At 64.9% G+C, this 22647-nt stretch carries 22 protein-coding genes; 11 read left to right on the top strand and 11 right to left on the bottom strand.

Translation table 11 applies throughout. The features are described 5' to 3' along the window. Position 1: 1 nt before the first annotated feature. The 6 genes from ACFSCT_RS00695 to ACFSCT_RS00670 all read right to left on the bottom strand — a co-directional run bounded on the left by ACFSCT_RS00695 (position 2) and on the right by ACFSCT_RS00670 (position 7191). Complete coding sequence (locus ACFSCT_RS00695; protein WP_379139369.1) at positions 2-1498, bottom strand: aldehyde dehydrogenase family protein; 1497 nt, start codon at positions 1496-1498, stop codon at positions 2-4. 26 nt (positions 1499-1524) lie between these two features. Beyond that, positions 1525-2556 carry a zinc-dependent alcohol dehydrogenase gene (locus ACFSCT_RS00690; protein ID WP_379139367.1) on the bottom strand — a complete coding sequence of 344 codons (1032 nt, stop codon included), beginning with the start codon at positions 2554-2556 and terminating at the stop codon, positions 1525-1527. A gap of 9 nt (positions 2557-2565) precedes the next feature. Next, on the bottom strand, positions 2566-3507 hold the full coding sequence (locus tag ACFSCT_RS00685) for an ABC transporter permease (RefSeq protein ID WP_379139366.1): 942 nt from the start codon (positions 3505-3507) through the stop codon (positions 2566-2568). Positions 3508-3520: 13 nt separating this feature from the next. Next, positions 3521-5026 (bottom strand): sugar ABC transporter ATP-binding protein, encoded by a 1506-nt coding sequence (locus tag ACFSCT_RS00680; RefSeq protein WP_379139365.1) that lies wholly within the window; start codon positions 5024-5026, stop codon positions 3521-3523. Between the two features lie 9 nt (positions 5027-5035). Next, the gene (locus ACFSCT_RS00675) at positions 5036-6001 is read right to left on the bottom strand and encodes an ABC transporter permease (RefSeq protein ID WP_379139364.1); all 966 of its coding nucleotides are present in this window, start codon (positions 5999-6001) and stop codon (positions 5036-5038) included. A gap of 77 nt (positions 6002-6078) precedes the next feature. Further along, entirely contained in the window at positions 6079-7191 is a 1113-nt protein-coding gene (locus ACFSCT_RS00670; protein ID WP_379139363.1) for a sugar ABC transporter substrate-binding protein, read from the bottom strand. A 176-nt stretch (positions 7192-7367) separates the two neighbouring features. On the opposite strand from ACFSCT_RS00670, the gene ACFSCT_RS00665 reads away from it, so the two are divergent. Further along, positions 7368-8042, top strand: a complete 675-nt coding sequence (locus tag ACFSCT_RS00665; protein WP_379139362.1) for a TetR/AcrR family transcriptional regulator — start codon at positions 7368-7370, stop codon at positions 8040-8042. A 52-nt stretch (positions 8043-8094) separates the two neighbouring features. Here ACFSCT_RS00665 and ACFSCT_RS00660 read toward each other — a convergent pair whose 3' ends face one another. Next, positions 8095-8523: a GlcG/HbpS family heme-binding protein gene (locus ACFSCT_RS00660; protein ID WP_379139361.1), complete on the bottom strand. Its 429-nt coding sequence runs from the start codon at positions 8521-8523 to the stop codon at positions 8095-8097. A gap of 134 nt (positions 8524-8657) precedes the next feature. Between ACFSCT_RS00660 and ACFSCT_RS00655 the strand changes: the two genes are divergently transcribed. The 8 genes from ACFSCT_RS00655 (at position 8658) to ACFSCT_RS00620 (ending at position 17602) form a co-directional block, all read left to right on the top strand. After that, a complete protein-coding gene (locus ACFSCT_RS00655; protein ID WP_379139360.1) occupies positions 8658-9599 on the top strand; it encodes an ABC transporter permease in 942 nt (313 codons plus the stop codon). Beyond that, positions 9596-10408 carry an ABC transporter permease gene (locus ACFSCT_RS00650; RefSeq protein ID WP_379139359.1) on the top strand — a complete coding sequence of 271 codons (813 nt, stop codon included), beginning with the start codon at positions 9596-9598 and terminating at the stop codon, positions 10406-10408. The genes ACFSCT_RS00655 and ACFSCT_RS00650 overlap by 4 nt, the downstream gene beginning before the upstream one ends. Next, positions 10405-11997, top strand: a complete 1593-nt coding sequence (locus ACFSCT_RS00645) for an ABC transporter ATP-binding protein (RefSeq protein ID WP_379139358.1) — start codon at positions 10405-10407, stop codon at positions 11995-11997. Before ACFSCT_RS00650 ends, ACFSCT_RS00645 begins: the two co-directional genes overlap by 4 nt. Continuing rightward, the gene (locus ACFSCT_RS00640) at positions 11994-13436 is read left to right on the top strand and encodes an aldehyde dehydrogenase family protein (RefSeq protein WP_379139357.1); all 1443 of its coding nucleotides are present in this window, start codon (positions 11994-11996) and stop codon (positions 13434-13436) included. The genes ACFSCT_RS00645 and ACFSCT_RS00640 overlap by 4 nt, the downstream gene beginning before the upstream one ends. Before the next feature lie 73 nt (positions 13437-13509). Beyond that, positions 13510-13929, top strand: a complete 420-nt coding sequence (locus ACFSCT_RS00635) for a TFIIB-type zinc ribbon-containing protein (protein ID WP_379139356.1) — start codon at positions 13510-13512, stop codon at positions 13927-13929. Positions 13930-13987: 58 nt separating this feature from the next. Next, a complete protein-coding gene (locus ACFSCT_RS00630; protein ID WP_379139355.1) occupies positions 13988-14728 on the top strand; it encodes a glucose 1-dehydrogenase in 741 nt (246 codons plus the stop codon). A 69-nt stretch (positions 14729-14797) separates the two neighbouring features. Continuing rightward, a complete protein-coding gene (locus ACFSCT_RS00625) occupies positions 14798-15778 on the top strand; it encodes a P1 family peptidase (protein ID WP_379139354.1) in 981 nt (326 codons plus the stop codon). Between the two features lie 354 nt (positions 15779-16132). After that, on the top strand, positions 16133-17602 hold the full coding sequence (locus ACFSCT_RS00620; protein WP_379139472.1) for an NAD-dependent succinate-semialdehyde dehydrogenase: 1470 nt from the start codon (positions 16133-16135) through the stop codon (positions 17600-17602). A gap of 105 nt (positions 17603-17707) precedes the next feature. On the opposite strand, the gene ACFSCT_RS00615 is transcribed toward ACFSCT_RS00620, so the two are convergent. After that, positions 17708-18478, bottom strand: a complete 771-nt coding sequence (locus tag ACFSCT_RS00615) for a DUF1013 domain-containing protein (RefSeq protein WP_379139353.1) — start codon at positions 18476-18478, stop codon at positions 17708-17710. A gap of 196 nt (positions 18479-18674) precedes the next feature. Between ACFSCT_RS00615 and ACFSCT_RS00610 the strand changes: the two genes are divergently transcribed. Further along, positions 18675-19319, top strand: coding sequence for a ribonuclease T2 family protein (locus ACFSCT_RS00610; protein WP_379139352.1), 645 nt, complete (start codon positions 18675-18677; stop codon positions 19317-19319). 1 nt (position 19320) lies between these two features. On the opposite strand, the gene ACFSCT_RS00605 is transcribed toward ACFSCT_RS00610, so the two are convergent. The 3 genes from ACFSCT_RS00605 to ACFSCT_RS00595 all read right to left on the bottom strand — a co-directional run bounded on the left by ACFSCT_RS00605 (position 19321) and on the right by ACFSCT_RS00595 (position 22305). Further along, on the bottom strand, positions 19321-20547 hold the full coding sequence (locus ACFSCT_RS00605) for an MFS transporter (protein WP_379139351.1): 1227 nt from the start codon (positions 20545-20547) through the stop codon (positions 19321-19323). A gap of 112 nt (positions 20548-20659) precedes the next feature. Further along, entirely contained in the window at positions 20660-21652 is a 993-nt protein-coding gene (locus ACFSCT_RS00600; protein ID WP_379139350.1) for an NAD(P)H-quinone oxidoreductase, read from the bottom strand. Beyond that, the gene (locus ACFSCT_RS00595; RefSeq protein WP_379139349.1) at positions 21652-22305 is read right to left on the bottom strand and encodes a COQ9 family protein; all 654 of its coding nucleotides are present in this window, start codon (positions 22303-22305) and stop codon (positions 21652-21654) included. Before ACFSCT_RS00595 ends, ACFSCT_RS00600 begins: the two co-directional genes overlap by 1 nt. Positions 22306-22408: 103 nt before the next feature. On the opposite strand from ACFSCT_RS00595, the gene rpsU reads away from it, so the two are divergent. After that, positions 22409-22615, top strand: a complete 207-nt coding sequence (gene rpsU / locus ACFSCT_RS00590; protein WP_011748553.1) for a 30S ribosomal protein S21 — start codon at positions 22409-22411, stop codon at positions 22613-22615. Positions 22616-22647: the final 32 nt, after the last annotated feature.

Raw genomic sequence — 22647 nt, 5'->3', positions numbered from 1 at the left:
GTTATTCCACCCAGTGATTGCGCTTGCCGAACGCGACATGCACCGATTTCACCTGCGTATATTCCTCGACCCCGTAGGTGCCGGCCTCGCGGCCCCAGCCGGATTGCTTGAAACCGCCCAGCGGCATTTCGGGGCCGCCCGCCAGCATGCAATTCACCCATAGCCGCCCGGCGCGGACCCGGCGCGCCACGGTCAGCGCGGTGTCGATGTTCCTGGACCAGACGCTGCCCGCCAGACCATAGGCGGTATCATTGGCAAGTTTCACCGCCTCGTCCACCGTATCGAAACGGAAGGACGACAGCACCGGCCCGAAAATCTCCTCGCGTGCGATCGACATGTCGGGCGTGACCCCGGTGAACAGCGTCGGCGCGATATAGCTGCCGCCGCCCATGTCCAGTGCCGTGCCCCCGGTCAGCACCTTCGCCCCTTCCGCGGTGCCTTTTTCCAGATAGCCGAGGATGGTTTCATTCTGCGCATCGGTGGTGATCGCACCGACCTGCGTCGTCTCATCCAAGGGATCGCCGACCCGGATCTTCTTCATCTTTTCGGCGACCATCTCCTCGAACCGGTCGGCGATGCCGCGTTCGACGATCAGCCGCGAGGACGAGACGCAGCATTGCCCGGTGTTGAAGCTGATCCCGAAGGCGGTCGCATCGGCGGCATCGTCCAGATCGGCGTCGGCAAAGACCACGATCGGGTTCTTGCCGCCCAGCTCCAGCCCCAGTTTCTTCAGGTTGCTGTCGGCCGAGGCATGAACGCAGGCCCGGCCCACCGCAGTCGAGCCGGTGAAGGACAGCATGTCGATGTCGGGATGCTCGGTCATCGCCTGACCGACCGTCCGGCCCGAACCGGTGACCACGTTATAAATGCCTTTCGGCAGACCGGCCTCGGCCAGAATTTCACCAAGGATCAGGGTGGTGGCGCTGGTCATCTCGGACGGCTTGACGACCACCGTGCAGCCCGAGGCAAGGATGAAGGGCACCCGCTCGCACAGGATCAGGAAGGGAAAGTTCCACGGCGTGATCAGCCCCACGACGCCCACCGGCTCGCGCAGGACCATGCCGAACAGCCCGTCGCCAAGGCTGTTGAAGCTGTCGCCGTGAAGCAGCCGCGCCGCACCGGCGCCGACCTCGAAACAGGAAATGGCATGGTTGATCTCGCCCCGCGCCTGCGCAATGGGCTTGCCGTTCTCCAGGGTTTCCCAATAGGCCAGTTCCCCGGCGCGCTGACGCAACAGATCGGCCGTGCGTTGCAGGACACCCGCCCGGTCGGAACCGGAAAGCCCGGCCCATGACCGATCCTCGAAGGCGCGGCGGGCGGCGGCGACGGCGGCATTCACATCCTCGGGCGTGCATTTCGGGATCAGCGTCACCGGCACGCCATGGCCGGGCGAGGCGCGCTCGAACAGCGCGCGGCCGCCGCGATAGCTGCCGTCCAGCCAGAACCCGAACTCGCGCGGAGATTCGGGCAGGGAAAGCCGCCGGGTCGTCTGGTCCATGGTCTTCTCCTTACGAACGGGGCCGGTCAGCCGATGACGATCTGGGTCTTCAGATCGCCCGGGCGGTCGGCGATTGTTTCAAAGGCCTGCTGGATCTGTTCCAACGGATAGCCGGCACGGGTGAATGCCTCGGTCCGGAACCGACCGTGGGCCAGCAGCGTCAGCGCGTCATGCATGTCCTCGCCCATGCCGGCGACCGAGCCCTTCAGGCTGTTTTCCTGCATAATGGTGCGCAGGATATCGACCGGCACCGCCTCGCCCGCGCCGGTCAGGCCGAAAAAGGCGACATGGCCGCCCTTACGGATAAGCTCGAAGGCCAGCGCGTAGAGCCGCGGCGCGCCGACGCTTTCGATGACCAGATCGGCGCCGCGATCAGCGGTCATCCGCATGACCTCGGCTTTCAACGCGGCCGGGTCCGAGACCGCGACATCGGCACCCGCCTCCAGCGCCATCCGGCAGCGTTCCGGCGACAGGTCGGCGACGATGATCGGCGCCACGCCGCACAGCCGCAGCATCTGGACGTGCAGATTGCCGATCGGACCGGCGCCCAGCACGACCGCCGACTGGCCGAAGCGGACCGCAGCCTTGCGCGCCGCGCGCACCACGCAGGCCACCGGCTCGACCAGCGCCTGAAGGGCCGGGTCCATGCCGTCCGGGACCGGGATCACCAGCCGGGCCGGAACCGCGACATATTCCGCGAAACCGCCGTCACGCCCGATCCCGATCTGCACCATCTCGGGGCAGTTCAGGATCTCGTTCCGGCGACACCAGAAACAGGTGCCGCAACCGATGTTGATATCCACCACGCAGGCCTGCCCCTCGGCCAGATGGGTCACCTTTGACCCCAGCGCCGCAACCGTGCCCGAAAATTCATGTCCGGGAATGATCGGCAGCCGGTCGGCGGCGAAATGGCCGTGAAACATATGCATGTCCGTGCCGCATATACCCGTGCGCGCCACCCGGATCAGCGCGTCTTCGGGCCCGAGCGCGGGAATGTCGACATGGCGAAGATCGAACCGTCCGGGTTCGACCAGCAGGGCGGCAAGCATCTGATCCATCGCCGCCCCCTATTTCACGGTGCGCAGCTTGGAGCGGTCCATCGTCAGCGCGATCGCGACGATCAGGACCAGACCAAAGACCATCTGCTGCTGGGTCGCCTCGATCCCGAAATACAGCATCGAGGCGCGGATGACCGCCACGATCATGGTGCCGATGGCGGTGTTCAGAACCCCACCCACGCCGCCGGTAAGGGGCGTGCCGCCGACCAGCACCGCGACAATGGCCGGTAGCAGGAAACCGTTCGCGATGGTCGGCGCGCCGCCCGACAGCTTGACCGCGAACAAAAGCCCCGCCACCGCCGCCAGCGCGCCCGAAATCGCGAAGGCCAGTATCTTGTAGCGCGCCACGTTCAGCCCCGAGGCCGCCGCCGCAAGCTCGCCCGCGCCGACCGCTTTCAGCGCCCGGCCCAGCGTGGTGCGGCGCTCAACGAACAGGCACAGGAGCAAAAGCCCGGCGGCGATGAACAGCTCGTCCGGGATGCCCCAGGTCCGGCCGATCATCCAGCCGAACAGCCGGTCGCGCTGCGCCGCATCCATGTTCAGGGCGCGGTTTCCCGACAGCCATTGTGCCATCGAAAAGCAGATCCCCCCGACCGCCAGCGTCGAGATGAACGACGGCACGTAAAGCCGCGTGGTGATATAGCCCGACAGCGTGCCAAGAAGAAAACCCAGCGCGATGCACAGAACCGCCACCCATATCCCCAGCGAGGCGAGATAGACCGAGGCCACCACGGTGATCATGTTCGCCATCGACTGCGCCGACAGGTCGATGCCGCCGATATAGATCGCGAAGGTCAGGCCAAGCGCCATGATGAACAACGGCACGATATCGGCGGCCAGCGACAACAGGTTCGCGGGCTTCAGAAAGTTCGGATCGTTCAGGCCCACGACCGCGATCAGGACCATAAGGGTGATCCACGGCAGATGCGGCTTGATGCGCTGGAAATCCATCGGCGGTCCCTTCTCAGATCATGTAGTGCAAAAGATCGTACAGCGTGGGCTTGTGCCCGGGGCTGCAATCGAACCGCTTCTGGATCTCGCCGTCCTTGACCACGATGATCGTGTGCGACAGGCCGATGGCCTCTTCCAGCGTGTCGGCGACCAGAACGACGCCGACGCCGTCGTCGCACATGTCGCGGATCATGTCGTAGACATCTTCCTTGGCGCCGATATCAAGGCCGCGGGTCGGGTGGTCCAGCAGCATGACGTCCGACCCGCCCGAGCGCCATTTCGCCAACACCACCTTTTGCTGGTTGCCGCCCGAAAGGTTGCCGCAATCGGCATATTCGGAATGCGCCTTGATCGACAGCTTCCTGATCCAGTCGCGGGCCAGCGCCTTTTCGGCGCCGGTGTCCAGAACCCCGGCCCGGGCGTAACGGCCGAATTGCGACAGGGTCATGTTCTCGAACACGTTCATGCCCGCGACGATGCCCTCGACCTTGCGCTCGCGTGGGACATAGCCGACGCCATGGGCGACGGCGTTCTGCGGCGTAAAGCGCGAGACGGTCTGCCCCTTCAGCGTCACGGTGCCCGCGATCGGCGTGCGCATGCCATAGATCGTGCGCAGGATCGCCTCGCGCCCCGAACCTTCGGTGCCGACCAGACACAAGACCTCGCCCGGATGCAGGGTCAGCGAGATGTCCTTGATCCGCCCGGGCAGGCTGACGCCGTCCAGCCGGACCAGCTCGCGCGAGGCATCAAAGGGTTTTTGCCGATGCTCGCGGTAATATTCCTTGTCGACGCTGCGGCCGACCATTTCGCGCTGGATTTCATCCACCGTCGCGCCGCCGCGTTCGACCACGTCGACGACCTGACCGTCTTTCATCACATAGATGCGGTCGGACAGTTCCATCACCTCGTCCATGCGGTGGCTGACGAAGATGAAGCTGGCGCGCGCGGTCAGGTCGCGGACGATGCCGAACAGCATCTTGACCTCATCCTCGGACAGAACCGAGGTCGGCTCGTCCAGCAGGATGACCAGATCGCCCTGAACCCGCTCCTCCAGCGTCAGGACCTTGGCCAGCTCGACCAACTGGCGCTGCGCGAATGACAGTTGCGAGGTCACGGTGGCCGGATCGATATCCAGCCTGACCTTGGCAAGCTGGTGCCGCGCGGCCGCGGCCATGGCTTTCCAGTTGATCACGCCGAAGCGGACGAACTGCGCCTCGTATCCCAGAAATATGTTCTCCACGACGGTCAGGTTGGCGATCAGGGATTGTTCCTGAAACACCATGCCGATGCCGCGCCCCATCGCCTGACGCGGGTTCTGGAACCGGACCGTTTGCCCGTCGATCTGGATCACGCCGCCATCGGGCTGATAGGCGCCGTAGATCACCTTCATCAGCGTCGACTTGCCGGCCCCGTTTTCCCCGACAAGCCCGACGATCTCACCCCGCTTGACGTGAAAATCGACCGCCTTCAGCGCGTGGACGCCGGGGAATTTCTTATCGACGGATTTCAGTTCGTACATCGCGCGCCTCTATTTCACGAAGCTGACGGCGCGGCGGTCGGTGGACAGGACCACCGCCACAATGACCAGAAGCCCCAGCGTCCCGGCCTGAAGGTAATCCGGCAGCCCGATCACGATCATGCCGTTGTTGATGACATTGACGATCAGCACCCCCACCACGGTGTTCACGATGCCGCCGATGCCGCCCCAAAGCGCCACGCCGCCGACCACGACCGAGGTGATCGAGATGAACATGAAGTTCGCGCCGGTCACCGATTCCGCCTGACCGAGTTTCGCGACCTGCAGGATCGCGGCGACCGCATAGAAGGTGCCGGCCAGCATGAAGGCCAGCACCCGGACCCGCCGCACGTTCAGCCCGGATGCGTGGGCAAGCTCCTCGCCGCCGCCAACAGCATAGAAATTACGGCCAAGGCGGGTCTGGGACTGGATGAACCACGCAAGCACGGCCAGCGCGGCGGCGACATAGACCATCAGCGGAAAACCCAGAATGCGCCATGTCAGCAGGCTGCGGAACACGTCGTCGTTGATCTTGACGATATCGCCGCCGGTGATCATCACCGTCGCCCCGGTGCAGACGAACCCAAGCGCAAGGCTGGCCATGAACGAAGGAATGCGCAGCCTGACATGGATCAGCCCGTTGATCATGCCGATCAGCGCACCGACGATCAGGACAAAGGCGATGGCCAGCCAGCCGCCCGAAGCCAGGGTCCCGCCCAGCCAGATGAACGCCATGCAGAACAGCACCGCCGTCAACGACACGACGCCCTCCATCGACAGGTCGATCGAGCCCATGATGATGACGAAGGTCACCCCGATCGCCACCATCAGCCCCGGCGCCGCCGCGATCGCGATACGCGCGAAATTGCGCTGCGTCAGGAAGTTGGGATTGATCGCCGTGAACAGGACGATCAACGCGATCAGCACCAGAAACGGCGCCCATCTGATGATTTTTTCTCGGGACAAAAGGCTCGGCACGCCGTCCTCCTGCAAAGCGGGCTGCGGTGACACCTGAACAGGGCGGCGGTCAAGGCGCCGCCGCCCGGGTTCGCGGCTTATTTGTACTGGATGGGACCGTTCGACGGACCCCAGTAATCGTTCCAGTCATAGGTCGGGGTGGCATCAAGATACTTTGCCTTGAAATCGGCCGCGTCCTTGGCGGTCACCATAACCGTCGGCCCATAGAACTCGCGATGTTCATGCGGCTCTTCCGACGGTTTGAACTTGCCGATGGCGGCGTTATAGGCCAGCGCCGCGGTGATACCGCCGCCCCAATGCGGGTTGGTGAAGACCGTGGCCAGCAATTGCCCGTCCATGATCAACTGCACCGCCTCGGGGTTGCCGTCATAGGCGACGACCGGCATGTCGGTGATGCCTTCGGCCTTCAAAGCCTCGAGCACGCCATAGGCCATGTTGTCGTTGGCGCAATGCACGCCTTTGATCTCATCGCCATAGCGGGTCAGGAAACTGGCCATCAGCTCGGCGCCCTTGGTGGTGTCCCAATCGGCGGGCTGCGCATCCAGAAGGGTAATATCGGGATAGTCCGCCAGCGCATTTTTCAGGCCCTGAAGCCGTTCGATCGCGGGATTGTTGGCGGGAATGCCGCCGACATGGACCACGCCGCCCTTGCCGCCCATGGCGTCGAACAGGATGCGGGCGGTTTCTTCGGCCGGCTTTTCGTCCGACCAGGTCATGTGACTGACGTAATTATCGCCGAAATCCCACGGATGCAGGTCGTCGGTCTTGTTCCAGATCGTCGAGATATAGGCGCCCGCCTGCTGCACCGCCTCGACCACGGGTCGGGCGTTGGGGCTGTCGTTCGCGTCGCAGGCAATCGCGCAATTGCCGTTGTTCTTGGCCAGAAACGCCTTGATGTCGGCAAGCGATTTTTCCGACGAGCCTTCGTTGATCAGCGCGACCAGAAACTCCTTGGGCTTGCCGATGGATTCCACGAACGCCTCGCCGCCGCCATAGATGGCGTTCCAATAGGCGCTGGCCTTGTCCCGGAACGACCACGCGATCGCCGGATCGGTCAGCGCCGCCCGCGCCTGACCTTGCCCGAACAGCCCCGGCACCGCCGTCGCGGTCAGACCCGCGGCCGATGCCAGCAGAAAGTTCCGGCGATTGATCTTTTCCCGTTCGATATAGTCCCTGATGAATGTGGACATCGGCCCTCCCCCTCCACAACCGCGCCGGTCCTCCCAGGCGCTTTAACGCACTAACTGGTTACTTTATAGCCGTAGATGGAGTCAAGCGTTTTGCATGGCCTGCCCCGCCGACGGGACTTTGACGGCGGGGGCGGTTAAAGGCTATGCGGTGGGGGAAACCGAAAGGATCGCGCAGCATGAGTGACGCAACCCAGACAAACCCGAAGCCGGCGGCCAAGACCAAGGCGACAGGCCAACGCTCGCGCGATGCCGAGGCCACGCGCACCCGGATACTGGATGCCGCCAAAAAGGAATTCGCAAAAAACGGCCTTGGCGGCGCCCGCGTCGATGTGATCGCCGACAAGGCCCGCGCCAACAAGCGGATGATCTATCACTATTTCGGCTCAAAGGATGAGCTGTTTCAGACCGTGCTGGAAAACGCCTATCTGTCGATCCGCACGGCGGAACAGAAGCTGGAACTGAACCACCTTCCCCCGAAAGAGGCGCTTGCCCGGCTGGTGCGCTTTACATGGGAATATTATCTGAAAAACCCCGAGTTCATCACTCTGGTCAACAGCGAGAACCTGCACCGCGCCCGCCATCTGAAGAAATCCGAGGTGGTCCGGACCTATAACCGGCAATTCCTGTCGATGGTCGGGACCATTCTGGATCGCGGCGTCGCTGAGGGCGATTTCCGGCCCGGCGTCGATCCCGCGCAACTGAATATCACCATCGCCGCGATCAACTATTACTACCTCACCAACCGCTATACCGGCGCGATCGTCTACGAACGCGACCTGATGACGCGCGAGGCGCTGGAGGAACGGTTGCAGTTCAACATCGACACGATTCTGCGTCTGGTCGCGGCGTGATCGGGCGACAAGCCCGCTGACAGTTCGGGCGTCCCGCGCGCCGCGAGCCCGGCTAGATTTCCCAGCCCAGCCCGGCGGCACGCAGGGCCGCCTGCGCGCAGGCGATATCCTCGGCATCCGTCGCGCCGGATACACCGATCCCGCCGACGACCTTGCCCTCATGCACGATGGGCAGGCCGCCGCCCCAGACCAGAAGGCGCGGGCGGCTGGCCAGCCCCATCGTCAGCGCCGGGCTGGAGCCCATCCGCGCCGCGAACCCCTCGGTCGTGCGCCGCATGTTGGCCGCGGTAAAAGCCTTGTCCGTCGCGAACTCCAGTATCGGCGGGGACGCGCCGTCCATGCGCGCGCTGCCCAGCACCTGACCGTGGACGTCCACCACGCAGACCGCGACATTCAGGCCTTGCGATTTCGCCTGCGCCAGAACCGCGCCGACCAGTCCGAACGCCGTATCCGATGCTATGCTGGTCAGTTGGGTGATCATCAAAAACCCCTCCTTCGCGTCACGATCCGCCGGATCCGTTCCGATCTGTAACCATGCGGTTACTTTTCGCAAGCCCCGCCGCGCCCCGCCGATCCCTCTTTACCGTTCTGCCGACGCGCACTAGCGTCCTGAGCATGCTGCGCTATCTTTTCCGTCGCCTGATCTCGCTTGGTCTCAGCCTGCTGGTCGCTGCGGCGGTGATATTCGCCGTGGTCCAGCTTGTCCCCGGCGATCCGGCGACCTTCATGCTGGGCACCGGCGCAACCGCCGAGACCATCGCCGCCCTGCGCGAGCAGATGGGACTGAATGAACCCCTTCCGCTGCGGTTCGTGCATTGGCTGGGCGGGGTGCTGAGCGGTGATCTGGGCACCAGCCTGACCTACAAGGTCCCGGTGGCGCGTTTGATTGCGGAGCGTATCGTCGTATCGCTGCCACTGGCGGTTCTGGCGCTGGCGCTGGCCATTCTGGTAGCCTTTCCGATCGGGATGTTCGCGGCGGCGCGGCGCGGCCGGCCGGCGGATGTGGCGGTGATGGGCGCGACCCAGGTCGGTATCGCGCTGCCGAATTTCTGGTTCGCAATGCTGCTGGTCCTGCTGTTCGCCGTGAACCTGCGCTGGCTGCCGGCGGGCGGTTTTCCGGGCTGGAGCAACCCTGTCGCGGCGCTGAAGGCGCTGATCCTGCCCGCCGTCGCGCTGGCCCTGCCGCAGGCGGCCATCCTCGCACGGGTCCTGCGGTCATCCTTGGTCGAGACGCTGGGGCAGGATTATATCCGCACCGCCCGCGCGAAAGGGCTGACCGCGGGGCAGGCGCTTCGCAGGCACGCCCTGCGCAATGCGCTGATCCCGGTGCTGACCATTCTGGGCCTGCAGTTTTCCTTTTTGCTGGCCGGCGCGATCATCATCGAAAATGTCTTTTACCTGCCGGGTCTCGGCCGGTTGATCTTTCAGGCCATCACCCAGCGCGATCTGGTGGTGGTCCAATCTTCGGTGCTGGTGCTGGTCGCGGCGGTCATTCTGGTGACCTTCCTGACCGATCTCGCCTATGCGGCCGTCGATCCAAGGCTGCGCAGCAGATGAAGTTCGGGCTGTTTCTTGGGGCACTTCTTGCCGGAGCCGCGCTTATCGCGGCGGCGGTGTCGCTGGTTTGGACACCCTATGACGTGACCGCGCTTTCGGTCGCGGACAAGCTGCAACCACCGTCGGCCGCACATTGGCTGGGCACCGATCAGCTTGGCCGCGACATCCTGTCGATGCTGATGGTCGGGGCCCGCACCTCGATCGCCGTGGCGCTGGTCGCGGTCGGGATCGGCATGGGCTTCGGCGTCCCGCTTGGGCTGATCGCGGCGGCGAACCGGGGCGGTTGGCTGGACGAGATCATCATGCGCGGCAATGACCTGATCTTCGCCTTCCCCAGCCTTGTCATCGCCATCCTGATCACCAGCGTGTTCGGCCCCGGCGCGATCAACGCCATCATCGCCATCGGCATCTTCAACATCCCGGTTTTCGCCCGCGTCACGCGCGGCGGCGCGCTGCCGCTTTGGACGCTCGACTATATCCGCGCGGCCGAGGTCGCCGGCAAGGGGGCGGCGCGGATCAGCATCGAGCATATCCTGCCCAATATCCTGAACCTGCTGATCGTTCAGGGCACGATCCAGTTCAGCCTTGGCATTCTGGCCGAGGCCGGGCTGTCCTATGTCGGGCTTGGCGCGCAACCCCCGATCCCAAGCTGGGGCCGCATGCTCGCCGAGGCGCAGACCATGGTCACGCTTGCCCCGCATGTGGCGATTTTTCCCGGACTCGCCATCGTCACCACCGTGCTGGGGCTGAACCTGCTGGGTGACGGGCTGCGCGATGCGCTGGACCCACGACTGCGGGCGCGGGGATGAGCGGCGCGCTGGACATCCGCGATCTGGGGCTGCGCATCAACGGCCACGAGGTGCTGGCCGACGTCGACCTGCGTCTGGAACCCGGCACGATCACCGGGCTGGTCGGCGAAAGCGGATCGGGCAAATCCATGACCGCGCTGGCGGTGATGCGGCTGCTGCCGCCCCGGTCCGCGGTCACGGGGCGCGCGACACTGAACGGCGCCGATCTGCTGACCCTGCCCGAGGCGCGGATGTGCCAGATCCGGGGCAACCGGATCGCGATGATCTTTCAGGAACCGATGACGGCGCTGAATCCGCTGATGAGCATCGGCGATCAGGTGGCCGAAACGCTGCTGACCCATTCGGACATATCCCGCACCAAGGCGATGGAGATCGCCCGCGAGCGGCTGAACAGGGTCGGTCTGACCCCGCCGCGCTTTCCGCTGACGCTTTATCCGCATGAACTTTCCGGCGGACAGCGGCAGCGGGTGGCGATTGCACTGGCCATAGCTCAGCGCCCCGAATGGCTTATCGCGGATGAGCCGACGACGGCGCTCGACGTGACCACGCAGGCGCAGATCCTTGATCTGCTGCGCGATCTGGTCCGGTCCGAGGGCATGGGGCTTTTGCTGATCACCCATGACCTTGCCGTGGTCGCGGGCATGGCCGACCGGGTGGCGGTGATGCAGGCCGGGCGGATCGTCGAGGAAGGCCCGACCGAAGCGCTTTTCCGCGCCCAGTCCCACCCCTATACGCGCCAGCTTTTCGCCGCCTCGCGCCACCGGCCCGAGCAGGTCGAAAATCCCGCCGACGACACCCCCATCCTGCGGGTCCGGGATGCGGTGCGGGAATACACTCTGCCCCGGCCCGGCCTGTTTCAGCCCCATGCGCTGCTGCGTGCCGTGAACGGGGTCAGCTTCGATCTGAACGACGGCGAAAGCTTGGGGCTGGTGGGCGAATCCGGCTGCGGGAAATCGACGCTGGCCCGTGCCATTCTGGGCCTCGACCCGCTGCAGGGCGGCGAGATTCAGCTTGACGGCGAAAAGGTGACGGCCGGGCGGTCGATGCCCGCGTCGATGCGGGCCAAGGTGCAGGTCGTGTTTCAGGACCCTTACGGCAGCTTTGATCCCCGCCACCGCGTCGCCAGGCTGATCGCCGAGCCCTTCCATCTGACCGGCCGCCCCAAAGACTGGCGGGACCGGGTGGACCGCGCGCTGGAAGAGGTCGGGCTGCACCCGGCCGATGGTGACCGCTTCATCCACGAATTTTCGGGCGGCCAGCGCCAGCGCATCGCCATCGCCCGCGCGCTGATCATCCGCCCCCGGCTGATCGTTCTGGACGAGGCGGTCAGTGCATTGGACGTGCGGGTCCGCGCCCAGGTGCTGGACCTGCTGGCGCGGCTGCGGCGCGAACACGGGCTGGCCTATCTGTTCATCACCCATGACCTGAGCGTGGTCCGCGCCATCACCGATCGCGTGCTGGTCATGGAAAAGGGCCATGTGGTCGAGGACGGCCCGACCGAGCGCGTGGTGACCGCGCCCGAACATCCCTATACCCGGCGGCTCATCGCCGCCGCCCCCGAAATTCCGGCCGAATGGAGCCCCTCATGAAGGACCTATGGTTCGATCCCGCGCAATATCTGATCGGCGGCCATTGGATCGACGCGCGCGACAGGCTGGCCGTCGACGACCCTTCGAGCGGTGCGACGATCGCCGAGATCGGGCGGGGCACCGCCGCCGATGTCGATGCGGCGGTCGCGGCGGCCGCTGCCGCGCGGAACGGCGAATGGGGTCGGCTGCCTGCCGTGGACCGCGGCCGCATCCTGACCCGTATCGGCCAGCTTGTCCGCGACAGGGCCGAGGTTCTGGCGCGGCTGGAAAGCATGGATGTCGGCAAGCCCCTGACGCAGGCGCGGGCCGATGCGCTGGCGCTGGCCCGCTATATGGAGTTTTACGGCGGCGCCGCCGACAAGATCATGGGCGAGACGATCCCCTATCAGGACGGCTATACCGTCTGGACGCTGCGCGAACCGCATGGGGTGACCGGCCATATCGTACCGTGGAACTATCCGATGCAGATCATCGGGCGCAGTGTCGGGGCGGCGCTGGCGATGGGCAATGCCTGTGTGCTGAAACCGGCCGAGGAAGCCAGCCTGACGGCGCTGGCCTTTGGCCGCATCGCCGCCGAGGCCGGATTGCCGGCCGGTGCGCTGAACATCGTCACCGGGCTGGGGGAAGAGGCGGGCGCAGCACTTGCCGCGCATCCCGGCGTGCATCACCTGTCCTTTACCGGCTCGGTCGCGGTCGGTCAGGCGATCCAGTCCGCCGCAGCGCGCAACGTGGTGCCCGTCACGCTGGAACTTGGCGGCAAGTCGCCGCAACTGGTGTTCGCCGACGCCGATCTGGATCGGGCACTGCCGTTTCTGGTCAACGCGGGCATTCAGAATGCGGGCCAGACCTGTTCCGCCGCCAGCCGGATCCTGGTGCAGCGCATCCGCCATGACGAGGTGTTGGAGCGTATGGCCGCGGTCTATGCCCGGTTGCGCGTCGGCCCGGCGCTTGACGATCTGGCGGTCGGGCCGCTGATCTCGGCCCGACAGAAACAGATCGTCGAAGGTTTTCTGGCCCGGGGCGGGGATCTGGAGGTCGCGGCGAAGGGGCAAATCGTCACACATGCGCCGCCCGGCGGCCACTATCTCGCGCCCCGTCTGCTGGCGCGCGCGGCCCCGGATCATCCCCTCGCGCAAGAGGAAATCTTTGGCCCGGTGCAGGTGGTCATTCCCTTCGACGACGACGATCACGCAATTGCTATCGCCAATGGCACCGATTACGGGCTGGTCGCCGCCTGCTGGACGGAAAACGGCAGCCGTGCGCTGCGCATGTCGCGGGCTTTGCGGGCGGGGCAGGTTTTCCTTAACAATTACGGGGCGGCGGGCGGGGTCGAACTGCCCTTCGGCGGGGTCGGGAAATCCGGCCATGGTCGCGAAAAGGGGTTTGAGGCGCTTTACGGCTTCTCGGTCCTCAAGACGGTGGCGGCGCATCACGGTTAACCTTTCTTGCAACGAGGTCATGCACTTCCCATCTGTCAACCGCAGCGCATGACAAGCATGAGGAAGAAATAAGATGCAATGTCCGGTTGATGGCGAAACCTTGGTTATGGCCGACCGCAGCGGGGTGGAGATTGATTATTGCCCAAAATGTCGCGGTGTCTGGCTTGACCGGGGCGAACTCGACAAGATCATCGAACGCACCGGCCCGGCCGAGGCCGCAGCCGCGCCGGTGGTGATGCAGCCCCCGGGGCAACCGCAGATGCCGCAACAACAGCCGGCGCCGCAGCAACCCGCACCGGCACCGCGCCAGGAGTTCCGCGAGGACCGCGGCCGCCGCGATGACGACCGGGACTATCGTCGCGACGATTACCGGGACGATTATCGGGACGACCGGGACTATCGCCGCCGCGACGATGATGATGACCATCATTACCGGCGCAAACGTCACGGCAAACGCCGCGAATCCTTCCTGTCGGACCTGTTCGACTTCTGATCCACCGGGTTGCTCTTGCCCGCGAATCTGACAGACTTCCCGCAAAGGGGAGGTCGGGATGAGGTTGCAGGGCAAGACCGCGATCGTGACGGGCGCGGGTTCCGGCTTTGGCGCCGGGATCGCGCGGAAATTCGCGGCCGAAGGGGCCCGCGTCATGGTGGCCGACATAAATGCCGCGGCGGCGGAAAGCGTCGCCGCCGAGCTGGGCGGGATCGCCCAGACGGTCGATGTCGCATCCGCCGACAGCGTAAGCGCGATGGCCAAGGCCGCGATGGCGGCTTTTGGCACGCCGGACATACTGGTCAACAACGCCGGCATCACGCATCTGCCGCAACCGCTGGAAGATGTGGACGAGGCGGCGTTCGACCGGGTTCTGGCGGTCAACGCGAAATCGGTCTATCTGACCGCCCGCGCCTTGGTGCCCGAAATGAAACGCGCCGGGCGCGGCAGTATCATCAACGTCGCCTCGACCGCCGGCATCTCGCCGCGGCCCCGGCTAAGCTGGTACAACGCCTCCAAAGGCTGGATGATCACCGCGACCCGCGCCATGGCCGTCGAACTGGCGCCTTTCGGGGTGCGGGTGAATGCGCTGGCCCCGGTGGCGGGCGAGACGCCGCTTTTATCCAGTTTCATGGGCGAGGATACGCCCGAGATGCGGGCCAAGTTTCTGGCCACGATCCCGATCGGCCGCTTCTCGCAGCCCGAGGACATGGGCAACGCGGCGTGTTTTCTGGCCTCCGACGAGGCGTCGATGCTGACCGGCGTGGTGCTGAACGTGGACGGCGGGCGCTGCATCTGATGGCGTAAGCCGGGGCGCTGCCCCGGACCCCGGGATATTTTGGCAAGGAAGAATGCGGGAGAGATCGGGATGCGCCAGGGGCCGAGAAACCTGATTACCGACGTGGCCGGGCTGCGGGTCGGTAACGCCGATGACGCCGGGCTGCGATCGGGCGTCACGGTTCTGGTCGGCGATCTGCCGATGGCCTGCGGGGTGCAGGTGATGGGCGGCGCGCCCGGCACGCGCGAGACGGATCTGCTGGCGCCCGACCGGATCGTTCAGGCGGTCGATGCGCTGTTTCTGTCGGGTGGCTCGGCCTTTGGTCTCGATGCCGGCACCGGCGTAATGGCCGGGCTTCGGGCGCAGGGGCGCGGTTTCGCGGTCGGCGATGCGCGGGTTCCCATCGTGCCGGGCGCGATCCTGTTCGATCTGCTGAACGGCGGTCGCAAGGACTGGGCCGACAGCCCCTATCCCGATCTGGGGCGGCAGGCGCTGGAGAGCGCCGGCCCCGATTTCGCGATCGGCACCGCCGGCGCAGGCTATGGCGCGATGACCGCCAACTGGAAAGGTGGCCTCGGGTCGGCATCTGCGGTGCTGGACAGCGGGGTCACGGTCGGGGCGCTGGTCGCGGTCAATGCGCTCGGGTCGGTGACCGTGGACGACGGCCCTTGGTTCTGGGCCGCGCCGTGGGAGATAGAGGGTGAGTTCGGTGGTCTGGGCCTGCCGGGCGCGTTTCCCGCCGGCACCGAGCCCGCCCCGGGCAAGCGTCAGGGCGAGGCGACGACGATCGCCATCGTGGCGACGGATGCGGCGATGGACAAGGCGGCGCTGACCCGCATGGCGACGGTCGCGCATGACGGAATGGCCCGCGCGATCGTTCCCAGCCATACACCTTTTGACGGCGATCTTGTCTTTGCGGTTTCCACCGGGATCGTCACGGGCGACACCGATCCCTTCGCGTTGGGGCACGCCGCCGCCTGCTGCCTGGCGCGGGCCATCGCGCGGGCGGTTTATCTGGCCGAACCGGGATCGGGCGCGGCACAACCCGCGTGGCGCAGCCGCTGGACATAAAGATACGGGCGGGACCAAAGCCCCGCCCGATCACCGCATGAGGGAAAATCAGCGATAGATGGTAACGGTCCTGCGGCCGTTCCGGTTCACCAAAACCAGCCATCCGGCGATCAACACATGTTTACAATTCGGGGGATACTATCGGTCGACCTGTCGATCATGCGGTCAGACGAACCCGTCTCACCGCCGAAGGTATCAGTGAGATCCGTCAAAACTTCCCATGAAAACGCGCCTGCGCCCTTGACAGAATCGGGATGGCGCTTAGACCTCGGGTCCGTGCGCGCTTTGACAAGCGGCCCCCTAAGTGATCAACTTCGCCATTCCCGGAATCGAAAGGGCCTTGTCATGGGCAAGATGGAAAAAACCACCAATCTCAAATCCTTGTTGAAGGACCCGACGCTGTTCGAAAGCCGCGCCTTTGTGGCTGGCGAGTGGGTTGACGCCAAGGACGGCAAGACCTTTCCGGTCGTGAACCCCGCGCGCGGGGACGTGATCGCCAATGTCGCCGACCTGTCGCGGGCCGAGGTGAAAAAAGCCATCGAAGCCGCCGCCGAAGCGATGAAGGACTGGGCCGCGCGCACCGCCAAGGAGCGCGCGCAGGTGATGCGGAAATGGTTCGACCTGATGATCGAGAACCAGAACGATCTGGGCATCATCCTGACCGCCGAGATGGGCAAGCCGCTGGCTGAAGCGAAGGGCGAGGTCGCCTATGGCGCCAGCTTCATCGAATGGTTCGGCGAAGAAGCCAAGCGCATCTATGGCGAAACCATTCCCGGCCATCAGCGCGACAAGCGCCTGACCGTTCTGAAACAGCCGATCGGCGTCGTCGGCTCGATCACGCCGTGGAACTTTCCGAACGCGATGATCACCCGCAAATGCGGGCCGGCGCTGGCCGCGGGCTGCGGCTTTGTCGCCCGTCCGGCGGCCGAAACGCCGCTTTCGGCGCTGGCGCTGGCGGTTCTGGGCGAACGCGCCGGGCTGCCCAAGGGCATCCTTTCGGTCGTGACCTCGTCGCGTGCAAGCGAGGTCGGCAAGGAATTCTGCGAAAACCCGCTGATCCGCAAACTGACCTTTACCGGCTCGACCGAGGTGGGCCGGATCCTGCTGCGTCAGGCCGCCGATCAGGTGCTGAAATGTTCCATGGAACTGGGCGGAAACGCCCCGTTCATCGTGTTCGACGACGCCGATCTGGATGCGGCGGTCGAGGGCGCGATGGCATCGAAATTCCGCAATAACGGCCAGACCTGCGTCTGCGCCAACCGGATCTATGTACAGGCGGGCGTTTACGACGAATTCGCGAAGCGGCTTGCCAAGGCGGTGGACAAGCTGACGGTGGGCGACGGGTTGGCGGACGGGGTCACCACCGGGCCGCTGATCAACGAAGATGCGGTCGAAAAGGTCGAAGAGCATATCAAGGACGTCCTTGACGGCGGCGGCAAGATCGTCACCGGCGGCAAGCGCAAGGACGGGCTGTTCTTTGAACCGACCGTGGTGACCGGCGTGACCGACGACATGAAGGTTTCGACCGAGGAAACCTTTGGCCCGCTGGCGCCGCTGTTCCGGTTTGAAACCGAGGAAGAGGTCATCGCCAAGGCCAATGACACGATCTTTGGTCTTGCCAGCTATTTCTATGCCCGCGAGATCGGTCGCGTGACCCGGGTGCAGGAGGCATTGGAATACGGGATCGTCGGCGTGAACACCGGCATCATCTCGACCGAGGTCGCGCCGTTCGGCGGCGTCAAGCAATCCGGTCTTGGCCGCGAGGGCAGCCATTACGGCATCGACGATTATCTGGAACTGAAATACGTCTGCCTGTCGATCTGACCCGCCGAACACGCGGTATCGCCGGCTTGGCAACGGAAATATGGCAATGAAAAAGGCCGGTCATCGCGACCGGCCTTTTTCATGATACGGCTGTGCTTGCGGCGCTCAGCGGCGGCGGTTGTTGCCGTCGTGATCGTCATCATCGTCGTCGTCATCCGCCTCCGGCAGTTTGCGGAACAGATCCTCGGCGCTGACTTCACGCTCGGGCTGCTCATCCTCGTCGCGCGACAGGCTGAAATTCTCCAGCCCTGCGATGGAGGGCGGCAGGCGCGGTTCGGCCGGCATCGACAGCGAGGTCTGCGTCGACACCAGTTTGCGCCGTTCGTCATCGGTCATGACCTGGCCTTCGGCGGCTTTCTTCTTGGCAGCCTTCTGCACCTCGGCATCAAGCTCGGACTGCTTGGCAAGGCCAAGCGCGACCGGGTCGATGGGGGTGATGTTCTGGATGTTCCAATGGCTGCGGTCGCGGATCGAGGCGATGGTCGGCTTGGTCGTGCCCACCAGCTTGGCGATCTGGCTGTCGGCCAGCTCGGGGTGGAACTTGACCAGCCAGTAGATCGCGGCGGGACGGTCCTGCCGCTTGGACAGCGGCGTATAGCGAGGGCCGCGACGCTTTTCCTCGCCGCTGGCGGCGGGGTTGTGCTTCAGCTTCAGCACATAGGTCGGGTCGGCCTGACCCTTCTCGATCTCGATCTCATCAAGCTGGTTCGAGGCGATCGGGTCAAAACCCTTGACGCCCACGGCCACGTCACCATCGGCGATCCCCTGCACCTCCAGCTCGTGCAGGCCGCAGAAATCGGCGATCTGCTTGAAGCTTAGCGTGGTGTTGTCCACCAGCCAGACGGCAGTGGCCTTGGCCATCAGCGGCTTGTTCATCTGCATCTCCTTTTCGGTTTCCTTTATGACACGGGGCAACGGGCCGGGAAAACGGCTTTTCGGCTGGCGCCATTCCGCGTCTTCTGGGAATTGGCGGTTGATATAGCGGCTTGAAGGGCGCTGGAAAAGGGGATTCGCACATTTGCACCGCCGACCGGCGCAGGATAGGTTTCGCGGGATTGATGGGGAAGCGCCGATGAAATTCCGATTTGCCGCCATCCTTGCCGCAATCGCGCCGTTGTGGGCGCCTTCGGCGTGGGGCGCGGACGTGGCGGGCCGGTTCGATTATTACGTCCTGTCGCTGTCGTGGTCGCCAAGCTGGTGCGCGACAGCCGGCGACGCGCGCGATGCCGCGCAATGCGACAGGGGACGCAAGGTCGATTTCGTGGTTCACGGGCTCTGGCCGCAATACGAACGCGGCTGGCCCGAGAATTGCGCCACCGCCGAGCGTGATCCGTCGCGCCGCGAAAGTCAGGCCATGACCGATGTCATGGGATCGGGTGGGCTGGCGTGGTATCAATGGCAAAAGCACGGCAGGTGCAGCGGGCTTTCGGCGCGTCGGTATTACGAAACCATCCGTGACGCCGCCGGCCTGATCGCGGTCCCAAGGGTGTTTGATGGGTTGAACCGCGATGTCGCGGTGCCCCCCGCCGTTATCGAGGACGCATTCATCGAAGCGAACCCGGACCTGACGCGGGATTCCATCACCGTCATGTGCGACGGCGAACGGCTGCAAGAGGTTCGCATCTGCCTGACGCGCGGACTGAAACCCCGCGACTGCGCGCCGGACAGCCGCCGCGATTGCCCGCGCAAATCGGTGTTGATGGAGGCCGTGCGCTGAATCAGCCGCGACCCGGCCGCGATCTGCCGCCGGCGCGCGGGTGAATGCGCCGCGCCAAAAGCGCCATCGCCGCCATACCCAGCGCCGTCACCAGAAACACGACCGGAATCGAGCCGGTCAGCACCAGCACGATAAACGCCACACCCGGCGTCAGAATGTTCGACACGTCGCGGAACGAGGTGAAAATCGCGCTCATCTCGGTCCGCTCGGCCGGGCGCACCGAAATCAGAAACGGCAATGAGCCGAAAGCGTCCAGACCGACCAGAAAGATCGAGGCCATCAGAACGCCCGCCACCGCCGCAAGCGGCCACCACGCGCCAAGGACCGCGATCAGGAAACAGACCGACGCGCCGGTAAAGGCAAGCCGGACGGCGGTGCGCAGCGACACGCGCTGTTGCCATTTGATCATCGTCGGCGCCAGAAATAAAAGCAGCGATGACGCCGCGAAAGCCAGACCGCCGATCTGGTCGCCAAGACCCGCCTCGACGCAGAAGATCGGCAGATAGACCACGAACACCCCCCAGCCGGAAGACCGGAAAACCGCGAACAGCCACCCAGCGACAAGCCTTGGCTGCCGCACGAACCGGCCCAGATAGGCCAGCGGGTTGGGCGCCTGCCGTCTGGCCCGCGAGATCGCCTTGCCGTTGCCCATGCGCAGGTGCCAGAACAGCGCCAGCATCAGGACCGAGGTGCAGGCGGCGATCATGAACGGGAGTTGCGGCCAGTATTTCCACAAGATCACCGACACCGCGGGTCCGATAGCCCATGGCAGCGCCGAATAGAACATGCGCAGGCTTTCCGACCGGCCCAGATCGACCCGCGAGATGTAATCCATCAGATAGGCGTTGATGCAGATCTGATTGGTCACCACCCCGAAGCTCATCGCCAGAAGCGCCAAAGGCGTCAGCCATGGACCGCCGGCGACGGCCAGCGCCATCGCCAGCAGATACAAGCCCGCCGCGATCGTATAAAGCCAGCGGCGCGGGATGATCCGGCCCAGTACCGGCACCGTCAGGCCAAAGCAAAGCGAGCCGATGCCGATCAGGAAATAGGCCCAACTGACCAGTTCCTTGCTGCCAAGCTGGCTGTACATCTCCAGCGGCCAGATCGCGACCAGCATGCCGCGCACGCTGGCCTCCAACCCGCCCAGACGCGCGAAATCGCGAAATCCCGGCGACGGCCGGTGCAAAACGGGCTGTATCAGGACCGAGGCTGAGCGATCAGGCATATCGCCGCTTTATCCCGCCTTTTCGGCAGTGTCAGCGGGGATTCGCATCGTTTCGGCGGGAAAAATTCAGCTTTTGCAAAGCCGCATCGGGCAGGCACGGATCAGGCGCATTTCAGCCGCCCCGGACCTTCAGGACGATCTTGCCGATGTGGTCGCCCGCCTCCATCCGGCGATGCGCGTTGGCGGCATCGGCAAGGTCGAACTCGCTGTCCATCTGGACCTTGACCTTGCCCGCCTCGATCATCGGCAGGACGTTGGCGGCAAGCTCGTCCGCGATGCGCGCCTTGGCCAGATCGCTTTGCGGCCGCAGCGTGGCGCCGGTGATGGTCAGCCGCCGCGTCATCACTTGCGCAAAGTTCAGATCGGCCTTGGCCCCGCCCAGAAAGGCAATGAAAACCAGCCGGCCATCATCCGCCAGTGCCTTGATATTGCGCGGAATATAACTGCCGCCGACCATGTCGAGGATCAGGTTCGCACCGCCATCGTCAAGCAGACGCTTCACGAAATCCTCGTCGCGATAGTTGATCGCGATACCGCCAAGGTCGCGGATCGCCTGACATTTCGCCTCGGTTCCCGCCGTCGCATAGACCCGCGCGCCCAGCGCCCTGCCGATCTGAATGGCCATGATCCCGATCCCCGAGGATCCGCCGTGGACCAGAAACCGCTCACCCGCCTGCAGGCCGCCGCGCATGACCACGGTCGACCAGACGGTGAATGCGGTTTCGGGCAGGCTCGCGGCCTCGCGCATCGGCATGCCTTCGGGAATGGGCAAGGCGTGGCGATTGTGGGTGACCGCATATTCGGCGTAACCGCCACCCGGCAAAAGCGCCATCACCTTGTCGCCCACGCGCAGCCGGTTCACCCCCGAGCCGACCTGCACGACTTCGCCCGCGGCCTCCAGCCCCGGCAGGTCCGAGGCACCCGGCGGCGGCGCATATGCGCCCATGCGCTGCAACACATCGGGGCGGTTGACGCCGGCATAGTCGATGCGAATCAGGACCTGCCCCTGCCCGGGCACCGGCACCGGCCGCTTGGTCAGCTTCAGCGCCTCGGGTCCGCCGGGGGCGGAAATCTCGACGGCGTTCATCATGTCGGGGATCTGCATCAGCGAACCTTTCCTGGCAGGTCAGAAGGTTTCGGCGCCCGGATCCAGCCGGTGGCGATATCGGTCATCGCCGCCATGCCGGGCAGCTTTCGCAGCCGCGCCTTCAGCCCCTCGAACCCCATCACATTGTCGATGCGCCGGTCCAGAAATTCCCATGTCTCGACCTGATCGGGACTGTCGTCGCCCAGCCAGAACAGCACCGTCGCGCCGATGACCGCCGATAATGTGGCGCGTTTGGAATACCAGTTCACGTCCTGCGAGGCATCGCCAAGCCCGTTCCAGATCGTATCGGCGGTTTCCCACATCAGCCGCGCGCCCAGCCCGGCATTGACCGGCAGCGCCAGCGTCGCGGCACCGGCGCGCACGATCTCGCGGTCGGAATGTGCGATGCGCTGGCGCACCGCCGCCGTGATGCGGTCGCGGAACCGGCCCTGCTTTTCCTGCCCCGCCAGCCATTCGGCAAGTTCCCGATCGCCCCGGCGGTGATAGCCGGCGGCAAGATCGGCCCCGCCGCGCGGAAACAGGACCGGGATCAATTCTGGCGCGATGCCTTCGTCACGCGCCCCCGCCGCCAGCGCGCGGTCGTTCATCCCATCGAAGGGAACATGGTCCAGCGCCGCCCGCAAAAGCCGCGCCTGATCGGTATTTTCCAAGGCCGAACCCCTTTTTGCACAGTAGACAGGCGCCGCCCCGCCTGTTATTGGGGCCCGTCCTGCAATCTTTGCAACTTTAACCTAGGAAGGTGGTGACAACCACATGCAGGTAAGCGTTCGCGACAACAACGTCGAACAGGCACTTCGCGCCCTGAAGAAAAAACTTCAGCGCGAGGGGGTTTTCCGCGAAATGAAGCTCAAGCAGCATTTCGAGAAACCTTCGGTCAAGAAGGCCCGTGAAAAGGCCGAGGCCGTCCGCCGCGCCCGCAAGCTGGCCCGTAAAAAGGCACAGCGCGAAGGCGCGCTGTAAGACAGCGCAATCAGCGGAAATTGAAAGCCGTC

It is taken from the genome of Paracoccus pacificus, from assembly GCF_042680785.1.
In the GTDB taxonomy this organism is placed as follows: Bacteria; Pseudomonadota; Alphaproteobacteria; order Rhodobacterales; family Rhodobacteraceae; genus Paracoccus; species Paracoccus pacificus.
Note: the sequence above shows the minus strand (reverse complement) of the source record. Positions and strands in the feature narration are given on the sequence as shown.